Raw genomic sequence first — 12,963 nt, 5'->3', positions numbered from 1 at the left:
GATTTTTACGATTTTTGTCGACTCAGATCAAGATCGGTGCGCCTAGCCTCATTTTCAACAAATTTGTTCATCAAAATTACTGTTATTTTTGTTAAAAGATTATGCTAAATACATCCTACTTCATGGTAACTTTTCCGCCAATAATTTTATAAGCTGGCGTTCCTCTTATTAAAGTTTCTCTCGCAAACTCTCTATCGCACTCAGGGCAATAGCATGTCTTTTTTGTATAGTCCTCAACGATCCGTTCTTTAAAGCACTTCACTAAAGCCCCTTTACCACCTTTGCGATACTTGAACAGTTTGGATTGACACTTAGAGCAATAAATATCGACCGTTTTGTTCGGTTGCTTCTTATTCGGTTTGGCCATTTAACATCTCTGAACTTTGAATAAGCTTCTCTGGTTTTAACCAGACCTGACTGAAATCAAACCAACCCAACGCGTTACATTTAGCATTCTGTAATGAGCCACATTGGTCTTTGCTAATACCCAACCAACAATGAAACATAGGGATAATCTGCATTCGTTCAACTAGAGATTTACCTAAGTCTTTTGCTGGGAATGCACTATTTTCTTCTGCCTGCCACACCTCAACCAAGCCAGACCAATATTTGAAATCTTCGGGTTTGCTTAATTGTTCAATATCGCTGTAGTTAAGCAACCATCCCGCAAGTCCATCTTCTCGGTTGTTGGCGATCCCCATAGGCTTAACCCAGATATCAACATCATCAGCATCCGGTAAAGAAATGTCATACTTAATTAGCTCAACTTCAAGGTTGTCTTGCTTCAACAATGATTCGATGCATTTCACTAAGGTTGGAAACATAGGGTGCTGACCATGGTAAGCAATGGTCACCTTTCGATAAGAAGGTGGTGACGTGTAATGCCCTTGCCTAGTGTGGTGATACCAGCCTGGCTTTAGGCCATGTGCAGGCAATACACCAAGCTCCACAATCTTTTCTTGAGGAAGCTCCTGATAGAGATTTAGCGAACCAAGCCTATGACTAAAGTAATTGGCCCAATCGTCAGATTTCGCAAGGCCACTTCGCCTATTCAACAGCAAATAGGTGCACCCCGGGTCCAATTCAACCTCATCACTGTAGGTCCCTGTTTCTGGCTTAATCGGATTAGTCATACTTGGGAACACCATTGACGAGTGAATATCATCAATAACCCAAACTTCTACACGATCCATTAAAGGTCTGAAGCCAAAATAACCATCAAAAGCCTGTAAAACAAGGCGTTTATCATCATTTTGAATTACCTTATAAGGGCCTGTCCCAATTGGGTTTAAATCATAATCTTCAGCCCTAGACTTTTTAGGTAACAAGACTTTTGCATCCGACTCGGACAATAATAGCGGTAAATGATAGTTATCTTTACTTAATAACACGTCAATCACAAAACGGCCTGGGCTTACCACGTCATGGATATGTGAATACAGATTTTTCTCTTTAAGCTCCAACAATGAGTCCACAACAATATTGGTGGTAAGCAAATCGCCATTGTGAAAACGGACATTCGGCCTCAGATAAAAGCGCCAATGCCTTGGTGACAGCATTTCCCATGTGTGGGCAAGGTCTGGACAAAGTTTTTCGCTTTCATCTAAGCGTGTCAGGCCACTAAATATCTGACGTGCAATGTGCTGTTCTGAACGACGGACAGGTTTGGTAGGATTGAGCATTGACAGTGGACGATAATACGGTAAACGCAGAACTTGCTGCCCTTCAAGTTGCTGGACACCTAAATAGCTCTCAACTACCTGCGCAAGTTTAGCTGAGTCTTGGTCAAGCACTTTCAGCGCCTGACCGATCTTACCTTCCTCTAAATATCGACGAGCAAGATTTTCACTGACATCGGTTCGGCTTCGCTTGAAGTTGAGCTGAGAAAGCTTTCCGCGGCCTGGTGAGGGGTGCCATTCTATCCAGCCCTCTTCTTCCATTTTATTTAGCACGATACGTGCATTACGGCGGGTACAAAAAAGGATGTCGGTAATATCTTCAAGTTGAACACCACAATCTTTGCCATTGTAATGCTCAAACAAGGTCTCGAACTGAACACGCAGTCTAGGGCTACTCATAAAGAGGAAATCTCATAGATTTATAACTAGATTAAGTTTCCTTATTTAATTTAAAGAAGCAAGTGAGTTTTAGTGTTATTGAATGTCGATCCCGATTTCACTCGCGATTTCGGACAGTTGTTGTGCGTTATCCAATTTAATCGACCACTTTGTCTCCGAGCCATTTGCAGCAATAACATTGGCACCTCGGCCTATGAGTTGAATCGCGTCGATTTGGGCAGAAAGAGTGATCATATGTTCCGAAGCAACTTTCACAACAATTTCATGCACCGTCACGATGATTTTTCCGCTTTTAAACTCAATGACCATTACTGGTTTACCTTAAGAGATTGCTTAACGTTGCGTTTTTTCTTAACCGCAATAGTCAATCGGCTAGTACATACAAGCCTTTGGCGTTCATCAGTAATGTTAATTTGCCAAACTTGCGTCGATATACCGAGGTGAATCGGCTCTGCCCGGCCAATCACATAGCCTTCACGCATCGATCGAATATGGTTGGCATTAATATCCAAACCAACACAATACGCATCCTCATCAACACAGAAATTGGCAGCAACAGAACCCAGAGTTTCCGCCAAAACCACTGAAGCCCCACCGTGAAGCATACCTAAAGGCTGGTGAGTGAAGTGACAGACAGGCATTGTCGCTTCAATGAAATCTTTTCCAACGTTGCTATAAATAATCTTGAGGTGATCTATCAAAGTGTTTTCAGACGTCGCATTGAGACGCTCAAGATCAATGGGTCGTTTCCAGATAGTCATATAGATTCTCGTAATGATTCGTTACAACGCATTGTAACCTAATGGTATGATTAGCAAAATAATAAGAGTGAAACGGAGTAATCCATGCAAACATGGTTGAAACACACAACCCTAGCCGCCATCATAGGATTGGCCGCTTGTACCTCTTCACCCACAGGGCGCAATCAGTTACTGCTCTTCTCTGATAATGACATGAGTACGTTGGGCACCCAGTCTTTCGAGCAAATGAAGCAGCAACAGAAGATAAGTCAAGACTCAAAAATAAATGCCTACGTGCAATGTGTGGCTAAAGCCGTCACGAAGCAAGTACCGCAACAACCTGAGTTTAAGGAGTGGGAAGTGGTCGTATTTGACAGTGACCAAGTCAATGCTTTCGCTCTTCCTGGTGGCAAAATTGGCGTCTACACTGGCTTACTCAAAGTGGCAAAAAATGAAGACCAACTTGCCACTGTGATTGGTCACGAAATCGCTCATGTTCTCGCGGATCATAGTAATGAGCGTTTGTCCCAATCTCAGTTAGCAAATGCAGGATTACAAATCACCAGTATAGCTTTGGGCTCATCCGAATATGCCCAATACCAAAGTGCAACAATGGCAGCGTTAGGGCTCGGTCTGCAATACGGTGTGTTACTCCCTTACGGTCGAACGCAAGAATCAGAAGCAGACTTGGTAGGGTTGGAAATCATGGCTAAAGCAGGTTTTGACCCTAACCAAAGCATCAGTTTGTGGCAGAACATGGCGAAAGCTTCCGGTGGCAGTCAGCCACCTGAGTTATTGTCTACTCACCCTTCACATGGAACTCGGATCCACGACTTGTCAGAAAAAATAAAAACACTACCAAACTACAACGTGAAAAAACCGAATTGCTCTTAAAGTAATGGGGAGCTCGTACTCCCCATTCTTATGTTCCAAGAATCATCAGTGGTAAACGCAGTAATTGGTCACCAGTACTCGCGAAATACCAAATAATCCCAATTAATCCAGTCACTAACGCCAAGTACCATACCGCAGCGACGACTTGACCGTAACGATCGAGCGGCAGCAAGTGACTGTGATGCCGACTACGCCACTCAATCACGATTTCAAAAGTCCCTAAGGCAAGCAATAAGCCGAACAATGTCAGCCCTAGTGAATAACTCAGTGCAACCCCACCCAGTGCTGCAGCGGTACAGAGGAGAATCCCCATTAAGCTATTCATAGAAAAGCTAATGCTTTTTAAAATATGCCCACCATCAAGAGGTAATATTGGCAATAGGTTAAACAGGTTTAGAAATGCGTTAAATACAGCTAAACCGGCAAAGAACATCTCTCCCGTCACCCAATATAGTACTACCAGGATCAACGAGAGAACAAAGCCAAACATAGGCCCCATTATTGAAATGACTACATCTTGCCAACGTGTGTTTATCTTCTCATCACTGAGCGCCAAACCTCCTAGAAAAGGAACTAAATAGATACCTTTAGTCCTCATTCCAAAGTATTTCATCGCTTTAACGTGCCCATATTCATGGAAAATCAAGCAAGCAATTAACGCCAGTGCAAACTGGAAAGAAAACAGCCATGAGTATGCCGCGAGACTGGCTGATGCAAGCGCTACCTTAATGAGTTTTGCGCTCTTAAAAGCTTTTACACCAAGTGACAATAGACCCAACAGGCTCCATTTTTTCTCTGGTTGTAGCGGAGTGAATGGTGTCTGCTTTTCAATATCCTTCGTATCTCGGCTTCCTTGAACGACAAGCTGGTCATTCAATATCGCTTTATATTCGATCAGGAACGGTTGCCATTCCAAAGAGGTTTCAAGTCGACAAATCAGTTCTTCTTCACCATTAAGCAATTTAAACTCGTGTGCAGACTTTTTACCACGCTCTGAATCTGCGTCCAGTTGAGAGACCAATTGATTGTCCCAAAAAAGTTGTTGCCAGCCAGCGAGGGAACCTTCTAAGCGCAAAGGCTTTCCCAAAAAATCAATAGAAAGCAGTTCCAATGTTTGTCCTAGTAATTTGTTATATAAGCGGCGCCAATTATGCCAATTGTTAGACAAATGGCAAAGAAAACTCGCAGATAATAGTGACACCGTCACACCTGACATTCAGTTAAGATTAAAAAGTAACTCAATGACACCTTCTCTATACTCCTCTGTTCAATATCCCTTTATTTTCGATGGATAAAGTGGATAATAGCGACCTTAATTAAGTCCCTATTAATATGTGAGTTCAATATGTCTTCTGAAGCGACCATGCTAGAGCGTTGTCAATCCAAATGTGAATTGTGCAGCGGTGATTCTCCACTGACAGCCTACGCTGTACCACCACATAGCCATGTTACTGTGGATCACGCCATTATGGTTTGCGAGAAATGTCTTGGCGAAATCGATGACCCGAAAGACATCAACCACTGGCGCTGTTTGAATGACAGTATGTGGAGTCAAGTTCCAGGTGTACAAGTCACTGCATGGCGTCAGTTGACGCGCTTGAACAGTGAAAGCTGGGCACAAGATGCGCTAGATATGATGTACATGGAAGAAGAGCAAATGAACTGGGCCATGATTGGTATGTCTGCCGATGACAAGCCTCTTGACTGTAACGGCGTTGAGCTTAAAAAAGGTGACGACGTAACGGTTATCAAAGACCTACCTGTTAAAGGCACTAATCAAGTCATCAAGCAAGGCACCGTTATTCGAGGTATCAGCATCGGCGACGATCCTAAGCTAGTTTCTGGTAAGGCAAACGGCGGCCAATCCATGTACGTTATCGCTGAATACTGCCGTAAAAAGTAATTGTTACTTCATGATTACTCGGGGCGCTATTCAGCGCCCTTTTTAGTCCATCTCAGTTTGAGATGCTCTCTCTGCATCACTAAGGACACCACTTAGTTTGGTATCGCATAGTTTAACTTGCCTTCACGCTTTAGCATCTCGTGATACTTTCCGGAATCTATCATTTGCTGGAACCCTGATTCACATTGGGCAAGGATTTCTTTGGCATTAGGAAAAGAGCGGGAAACCATCAAATGGAGTGAAGTTCCAGGGAAAGGTTCCGGTAAGACATCGAAGAGGTGCTGCGAATCAGGGAAAAGTTTCGCGATCCACTTCCATCCAGATTCAGGATCAGCAGGCAAATAGTCTATGCGACCTTTTTGAAGCAATCTAAACGCCCTCTCTTCTGTTTGAGCTAAAACGTATTTCTGCCCCTGTTCATCAAACTGTTCTTTTATGTAATAACCAAGATAAGTACCTATGCGGTAGGTCATTAACTTCTCAAGGCTAATAGGTTTAGTCTGAGGTACAGAAGGCCGGTAATAAAATATTCGTGGTGGGTTCGCAGATTGAGTTAAAGCAATCGAAAAATCTGCAAATTGTTTTCTCGCTTGAGTGACTGCATAAGGGAATGCCGCAAAGGCTGATCCATGTTTGACCATGGTCTCTGCCCTTAGCCAAGGGACATAAGTAATGTTTATTTTCGTTCCTTCACTTTCACACATCTCGATCACTAGATCGACAAAAAACCCTTTTCCCTGATTCTTTGATGCGTCAAGTACATAAGGGGGCCAAATATCAGTAACAAATGTAACTGTTTTTGCGTAAACTTCTTGGAGAGAAGAGACCAGCAGTAACAATAAAAATGGCAGTTTTGCTAAACGGCTAAAATCGCCCATATTAATGTCCTACTAATAAGCTCAACCTTTATACTTCTAGTACAAAAGTAGCAATACCTCAATCATGACACTGTAACATATAAATACGCGCTACTTTATTTCTCCCCCAACAGTCTGGATTCTCTCGAAGCTGCCTGGTTTTGTGACCCATGCAACAACAGCATCAATATCACGTAATTCATTAGTCAACTCAAAGCGCCATATTCCTGTATTTGAACGACTCTGCTGACGCTCTTTAGCGATGAAGTCATGCTCGAGTGATTTACCCTTATTCTCACCGGCTTTCACAAGCGTTGTTCTGTTATTCGCTAAAAAGATGATGGTCGCATCAAGGTAACCGGACTTATCGAAGCTTAGAGTAAACTGACTGCCCTTTCGGCTAAGTGTTAGCCTTTCAGCATTTCTTGGCTCTAGTGCTGGTAATTCTCGATTCAACCAGTTGAAAAAACCACGCCATTCTTTACCATCAACGATGAAGCCTGGCGTGTAAACACTGCCAACCACATCGTACGCTCGATACAACCTTTGCAATTGCGAATATTCAGGCTTAGCAAAATCATCTTGCCAACCTAAGTAATCCCAATAATCAACGTGATAAGCAACGGGAATAATGTCTTTCCACAGACGGTCGTCTTCTTCAAATTCCGACAAATATTTGTCCGCAGGTGGGCAGCTGGAGCAGCCCTCAGATGTAAATAACTCTATTACCTGCGCAGGTTGACCTTCGTGTGACCAGATTTGTCCACTAGATAGACTCGATACAAAAGATATTGCTAGTAATGGGTTCATAGACAGATCCTTTATTGTTCTACTGACTATGACCGATGTTTCGCACACTCTATTTCATGAGGGAAAACAAAAAAAAGCGCTAGCATTTCTGCTAGCGCTTAATCTCTTTTACGACTTGGTCAATTAACGAGTTAGACCAATATCCTTTTGCATGTGGCCAGACATATCGCTCGCGTAGTAAGCGCGTGGCGTATCGTCTGTGAAAAGAATATCTAATAGGTGTGCAATCAATCCTTTGAAAGTAACCGAGTAGGTTTTTTTGTCCATAGAGATTGGAGCTTCGATAGTTCCGATGTGCATTGCCTGTGCCATGATTGCCTCTCTATAAATCGTGTAATTCGTTTCGATGGGGGAATATTAAGCAATTATTTATTGTTCAAAAAATGACAAATTTTATTATTTGAGATTAGTTTTTCTAATAAAACAACCTCTTAACATGAAAATTCAAATAAAATGCAAAACAATATCCAAATAGTGCATTTTTATCCAAAAAAATCTGCATTTTTTATTTTTAAAGCAATCATAAACATGCTTTAAGTCACAAATAATTTACAAGAAATACGTATAAAAAGGAGCAATTCGTCTCCGTTGAATTAGTTTATTTATCAATACTTATTTCGAGGGAAGGAGCCGTTTTTCTTTGTTTATGTACAGAAGCAACTATCGCCACCAGCATGGTGATCAATAATACAGCTAAGGATAATGGTGTCGGAATTTCCCACGGAGAACCCACCAACATCATCTTGATCCCGATGAAGATCATGATGAATGACAGAGCAGGTTTTAAGTAGATAAACTTATCCATCATCCCTTGCAGTACAAAATACAGCGAACGCAACCCCAACAAAGCAAACACATTGGCCGCTAGCACTAAGAAAGGCTCCTGAGTAACTGCAAAAATGGCTGGTATCGAATCAAGTGCAAACATCACATCCATAAACGCAATCACGCCGATAACAATCGCCATTGGCGTCAATACACGTTTACCCTGCTCCACAACACTCAATGCATTATCACGAAAATCCGGCGTCACACTTGCCCACTTTCTAATTAGCTTTTCAGGCAGGGGATTAATGCCCTCTTCAGCTTTATCCCTAGCAAGCTGAATACCAGTCCAAATCAGAAATAACGCAAATATGTACAAGACCCAATGGTACTGTGCGAGCAATTGTGCACCAACTGCAATCATAATGGCACGTAATACAAGCGCCCCGATCACCCCCCATAGCAGTGCTCTTGGACGTAAATGTTCCGGAACCATGTACTGATGAAAAATAATGGCAAAAACGAACAGGTTATCAACACTCAAAGACTTCTCTAATAAATAACCAGTGATAAATGATATGGTGGCTTTCTCTGCGCTATATTGGCTTCCCGGGGCGTATATATCCCAGAAGAAATAAATACTAACGGCAAAGGCAAACGCAAGCAGAAACCAAAATACGCTCCATACTGCCGCTTTTTTAATACTGATATTACCGCCACGAGTCTGCCAAATATCCAATGCCACCATCGACAGTGTCAGCAAACCAAAACCAAGATAAATTGATAGGGTCATTATACCTCCAGAGCGGAGGGTTCAGAATTGTGCATGACTCTCCCACCGCAAACAAAACCAATCCAATGTATGGCTACATTGGATACTTGATTGCGTTGGTCTCGTCGAAAAGCGCACTAAATGAATAGAGCGGCATTTATACTTACCGGATAGAACGACGTCTAACGAGATGACGATAAGTAAACCAGAGGCGACTACTCCCCAAACAGTGCGGATTGTATTCTGACGTTTAGGCTCCGTCTATAGCTAGAAACGAAAAAGGAGCCGATTTGACTCCTTTTTTACATTACGCAATAACTCTTACTAAGTTATACTCCCCCAATAGGGAGAAAGTATACCAATGCAGACCAAACGCCTATCCAGCTAACCACGACAGCTACGTCGATCCAGTCTCTACTCCACATAGATTCCTCCGAGTAACATTTACTTACTCAATTAACTCAAAGGATTAATTAGCAACCTTTATGCCACCATATTTGCACTTTCTCTTGCGGTCTATTCAGTGTTTCAGGAAAGTCCGTTAACAACTCAATAAAACAGTCCGCCATCGATCTTGTCGTCACCACACCGTCATCAAGCATATTTAACAAAGCTTCATAACCTTCTTTACCTTTCATCGTATAGGCTGAAGAGGTTCCGGTGTAGTACCGCTCTTCTTCAATCTTTTGCCAGCCTAGCTGATCACTATAGATTTCTAGACCAACGATCCGGTTTCCTTTTTCCGCTTCCGGAAGGTATTGAAAGTTCAGGTTGTAGGTATATGGATAGGATCCGTCGCCAGTACCTTCTACACCATTATTTGTGGCGTTATTGATTGCCCCTTCAAGTGCTGCGGCAATGTCCTTCCCTTTAAGTCGATAGACACCAATTGGTACGGCAAACGGTAGTAACTTGCCAGCAATATCGGCGACTGACACATTGCCAACATTCAACGAATTACGAACACCACCTGCATTGTGAATAGCAAATTCTGCATTATGTCCAATTTTGTTCATAGAGTGAACAAAAGACTCAGCGACCAAAGGTGCCAGCTCGCTCGCACCTACTTCATCAGGAATTCTGATATGACGTAGTGGTTTATCTGCATGAGCAATAACATTGCGCTGTAGCGCTCTAACCCGAGTCACATACTTTTCATTCAACAACCCCTGCAATTGTTGATCTTTTTTGCACACCAATACATTGGGGTGCTCATCAATAAATCGTCGAGCAAGGTTATAAGGCAATTCTTCGGTGCTCTCATTCATACTGGCATCAAGGAATAATCGACGCCCTAGTAACAGCTCATTTTGCCCTTTAAACCTGATGATCTCGCCGTGTTCATTAAAATCAATATCACAGTGCCCCATGCTGAGGGCGTGGTAGCCAGCTTGAACAACATGAGTACCGTTAATTTTAATGCCGTATTCATCATCTTTTTGCAGGCCGAGTGAACTGAAATCACCTTGTAAGCGATGGCTATGCCCCCCCACAATAATGCTAATTCCTTCCACCTGCTCTGCCATATCTTGATCAGCTTCATAACCCATATGGCTTAAGAGGATGATCTTATTAATGCCATGATTTCGAATGTCCTCAACAGTGCGCTTTGCGGTTTCAATCGAGCTCACAAATGGGGTATCTGGATCAGGGTTAGAAATGTCTGCCATTTTTTCGAGAGCTAGGGAGAAAATAGCAATAGGCTCTCCATTTACCTCTTTCACAATCCATTGAGCTGATTGGCTTTCCGGTAAGAACGAATATACCCATGCTTTGTCTCTCAGCGTCGACTCTTTATGTGAGTGTTCATTCGACAGATCCCAATTGCCAGCAAGTAGGGGAAACTCAATTTGCTCAGCAAATTTGGCAACCGGTAAATTACCCATATCCAGCTCATGATTACCTAACGCCATTGCATCAATATTTAGAGCATTGAGCATAGTCGCATTCGCTTCCCCTTTAAATAGCGAGAAATATAATGTCCCTTGAAAGCAGTCTCCAGCGTGTAGGAATAGCATTTCACGCTGATCTGACAAAGACTCTTCAAGTTGCTTCTTACGTGTTGCAATACGAGCAAAGCCCCCTGCGCTAACGTAAGGTGTCAGGGTTTCCCCTTCAACATTGATCGTTAACTGCAACGACGTTGGTTCAAAGTACGAGTGGGTATCATTGATGTGCGCAAGCCTTATCTTGGTTGCTTTATTGTTTTTATATTTCATATTTTCTTCTCTCATAATCCACTACATCGTATCCCATCCTCTATGACAAATTCATTAACTTTCACATTTTTCTTGTATGCCTGATTCTCTATACATAAATAAAAGTGAGTTTAATCGCCTAACTCTATTCATCTTTTACACCAAGAAAGCACAAACTTTGTGAGTTAAGCTTCTGCTTATACGAGGTTTTTCTATTATGCTTTAAGTAACAGTAGCTCAAACGGAGTCAGTACATGCTGCTAGAGCGGATTGAAATTTCTGGCTTTCGTGGGATCAAACGACTATCTATTGCGTTTGATGAACTCACGACCCTTATTGGCGAAAATACTTGGGGTAAGTCTTCATTACTTGATGCCCTGTCTGTCGCGTTGCCACCTGAAGGCGTGCCATACCAATTCGAAATGACGGATTTTCACGTCGACTATTCGATTGCTCACCCACAAACTCAACATCTACAAATTGTTATTAGCCTAATATCCAACGATAAAAATGAAATCAACTCAGGCCGTTATCGAAAAATCAAGCCCGTTTGGATTCAAGATGCACAAGGCGCGAATAAAATCATCTATCGGTTAAGCGCTAGCCGTGATGGGTATGATGTTACTACTCGCTATGCCTTTCTTGATCGTGAGGGGAACCCTCTCCCACTTCACCACTCTGAAAAGCTAGCGCAGGAGTTAATGACACTACATCCCGTAATTCGTTTAAAAGACTCCCGACGCTTTGAACGCCCAATAGGCAACTTGGGTGATACCAATGATCGAATAGAAAAACGCATTAACAACACATGCCGCCGTCTTATGGCAATACCCGGGCATGTAAATAAAGGAGAAATGAAAAGCAGCCTAAGCTCAATGAGCCTTCTCGTTGATCATTACTTTTCCTTTAAATCCAGTACACGTAAGAACCTACGTAAGCAAAGAGACGGTATTTTCTTTAGTGGTTCATCCAACAATAAAAGTATTTCACAAGTTGTTGAAGAAACAAAAAGTAAACAGACCAGACTTCTATTTATGGGCTTACTCAATGCCTACCTACAAGCCAAAGGGCCGAACAAGCTTCGGCGCTGTGCAAGGCCATTGTTAATTCTTGAAGATCCAGAAGGTCGGTTGCACCCTACCCACTTAGCCAGAGCCTGGAGTCTGTTACAACTTCTTCCCATGCAAAAAATTCTCACTACCAACAGTGGGGATCTGTTAGGGCAAGTTCCACTTTACAGTATCCGGCGTTTGGTTCGACAGTCAGACCGCACTATTACCACCTATCTACCATCTCAAGGCTTTAGCAAAGATGAGCTCAGACGCATCGGCTTCCATATTCGTTTTCATCGCTCAGGCGCATTGTTTGCGAGGTGTTGGCTTTTGGTTGAAGGGGAAACTGAAGTCTGGTTGTTCAATGAATTAGCCAACCAATGCGGTTATAATTTGGCGGCTGAAGGTGTGCAAATCATAGAATTCGCTCAATCAGGGCTAAAATCCTTAGTCAAGATCGCCAAAGCTTTCGGTATTGATTGGCATGTTGTCACCGACGGCGATGCAGCTGGTAAAAAGTATGCTGCCGCAGTGCGGGCTCAATTAGGCAACGATCAAGAACGTCATCGTCTGACAGAGTTACCAGATAGAGATATTGAGCACTATCTCTATAACAATGGCTTCGAACCCTTCTTTAAAGGTATGGTCCGAATTCCCCTTGATCATCCAATTCCGGCCAAGAAAGTAGTCACTAGAGTACTCAAGAAATTTGCGAAGCCTGACCTTGCTCTTGCGATTGTTTCTCACTGTGAGAGTCAAGGCATGGAATGCATCCCACTGCTGCTTAGGTGGACGTTAAAACGCGTTGTTACCATGGCAAACGGCAACACATAAAAAAGCGGCCCTGATTGCTTTCAGCAACCAAGGCCGCGTATCAAATATCAGCGATACGAA

13 protein-coding genes are annotated in these 12,963 nt (G+C 42.7%); 3 read left to right on the top strand and 10 right to left on the bottom strand.

Going from position 1 to position 12,963, the window contains the following annotated elements:
- Window positions 1–115: 115 nt before the first annotated feature.
- The 4 genes from L1D23_RS02510 to L1D23_RS02495 form a co-directional block, all read right to left on the bottom strand.
- Window positions 116–367 carry a hypothetical protein gene (locus tag L1D23_RS02510; protein WP_239836293.1) on the bottom strand — a complete coding sequence of 84 codons (252 nt, stop codon included), beginning with the start codon at window positions 365–367 and terminating at the stop codon, window positions 116–118.
- Window positions 351–2,078: an SgrR family transcriptional regulator gene (locus L1D23_RS02505; protein ID WP_239864021.1), complete on the bottom strand. Its 1,728-nt coding sequence runs from the start codon at window positions 2,076–2,078 to the stop codon at window positions 351–353. The genes L1D23_RS02510 and L1D23_RS02505 overlap by 17 nt, the downstream gene beginning before the upstream one ends.
- A 75-nt stretch (window positions 2,079–2,153) precedes the next feature.
- Window positions 2,154–2,387 (bottom strand): DUF3389 domain-containing protein, encoded by a 234-nt coding sequence (locus L1D23_RS02500; protein ID WP_239864019.1) that lies wholly within the window; start codon window positions 2,385–2,387, stop codon window positions 2,154–2,156.
- Complete coding sequence (locus L1D23_RS02495; protein WP_239864018.1) at window positions 2,387–2,839, bottom strand: hotdog fold thioesterase; 453 nt, start codon at window positions 2,837–2,839, stop codon at window positions 2,387–2,389. Before L1D23_RS02495 ends, L1D23_RS02500 begins: the two co-directional genes overlap by 1 nt.
- Window positions 2,840–2,923: 84 nt before the next feature.
- Between L1D23_RS02495 and L1D23_RS02490 the strand changes: the two genes are divergently transcribed.
- On the top strand, window positions 2,924–3,712 hold the full coding sequence (locus L1D23_RS02490; RefSeq protein ID WP_239864016.1) for a M48 family metallopeptidase: 789 nt from the start codon (window positions 2,924–2,926) through the stop codon (window positions 3,710–3,712).
- A 28-nt stretch (window positions 3,713–3,740) separates the two neighbouring features.
- On the opposite strand, the gene L1D23_RS02485 is transcribed toward L1D23_RS02490, so the two are convergent.
- Window positions 3,741–4,823 carry a site-2 protease family protein gene (locus L1D23_RS02485; protein ID WP_239864015.1) on the bottom strand — a complete coding sequence of 361 codons (1,083 nt, stop codon included), beginning with the start codon at window positions 4,821–4,823 and terminating at the stop codon, window positions 3,741–3,743.
- A 234-nt stretch (window positions 4,824–5,057) separates the two neighbouring features.
- On the opposite strand from L1D23_RS02485, the gene L1D23_RS02480 reads away from it, so the two are divergent.
- Window positions 5,058–5,615 (top strand): PhnA domain-containing protein, encoded by a 558-nt coding sequence (locus L1D23_RS02480; RefSeq protein ID WP_239836287.1) that lies wholly within the window; start codon window positions 5,058–5,060, stop codon window positions 5,613–5,615.
- Between the two features lie 92 nt (window positions 5,616–5,707).
- Here L1D23_RS02480 and L1D23_RS02475 read toward each other — a convergent pair whose 3' ends face one another.
- From L1D23_RS02475 to L1D23_RS02455, 5 genes are all read right to left on the bottom strand, one after another.
- Window positions 5,708–6,493, bottom strand: a complete 786-nt coding sequence (locus tag L1D23_RS02475) for a transporter substrate-binding domain-containing protein (protein ID WP_239864014.1) — start codon at window positions 6,491–6,493, stop codon at window positions 5,708–5,710.
- A 90-nt stretch (window positions 6,494–6,583) separates the two neighbouring features.
- Window positions 6,584–7,282, bottom strand: a complete 699-nt coding sequence (locus tag L1D23_RS02470; protein ID WP_239864013.1) for a DUF1223 domain-containing protein — start codon at window positions 7,280–7,282, stop codon at window positions 6,584–6,586.
- 123 nt (window positions 7,283–7,405) lie between these two features.
- Window positions 7,406–7,594, bottom strand: coding sequence for a hypothetical protein (locus tag L1D23_RS02465; RefSeq protein WP_239836284.1), 189 nt, complete (start codon window positions 7,592–7,594; stop codon window positions 7,406–7,408).
- 286 nt (window positions 7,595–7,880) lie between these two features.
- Window positions 7,881–8,840, bottom strand: a complete 960-nt coding sequence (locus L1D23_RS02460) for a TerC/Alx family metal homeostasis membrane protein (RefSeq protein ID WP_239864012.1) — start codon at window positions 8,838–8,840, stop codon at window positions 7,881–7,883.
- A gap of 452 nt (window positions 8,841–9,292) precedes the next feature.
- The gene (locus tag L1D23_RS02455; RefSeq protein ID WP_239864011.1) at window positions 9,293–11,038 is read right to left on the bottom strand and encodes a bifunctional UDP-sugar hydrolase/5'-nucleotidase; all 1,746 of its coding nucleotides are present in this window, start codon (window positions 11,036–11,038) and stop codon (window positions 9,293–9,295) included.
- A 233-nt stretch (window positions 11,039–11,271) separates the two neighbouring features.
- Here L1D23_RS02455 and L1D23_RS02450 point away from each other — a divergent pair, with 233 nt between their 5' ends.
- On the top strand, window positions 11,272–12,903 hold the full coding sequence (locus L1D23_RS02450) for an ATP-dependent endonuclease (RefSeq protein WP_239836281.1): 1,632 nt from the start codon (window positions 11,272–11,274) through the stop codon (window positions 12,901–12,903).
- Window positions 12,904–12,963: the final 60 nt, after the last annotated feature.

Source organism: Vibrio sp. Isolate24 (assembly GCF_022398215.1).
GTDB classification, from domain to species: Bacteria; Pseudomonadota; Gammaproteobacteria; order Enterobacterales; family Vibrionaceae; genus Vibrio; species Vibrio coralliilyticus_A.
Note: the sequence above shows the minus strand (reverse complement) of the source record. Positions and strands in the feature narration are given on the sequence as shown.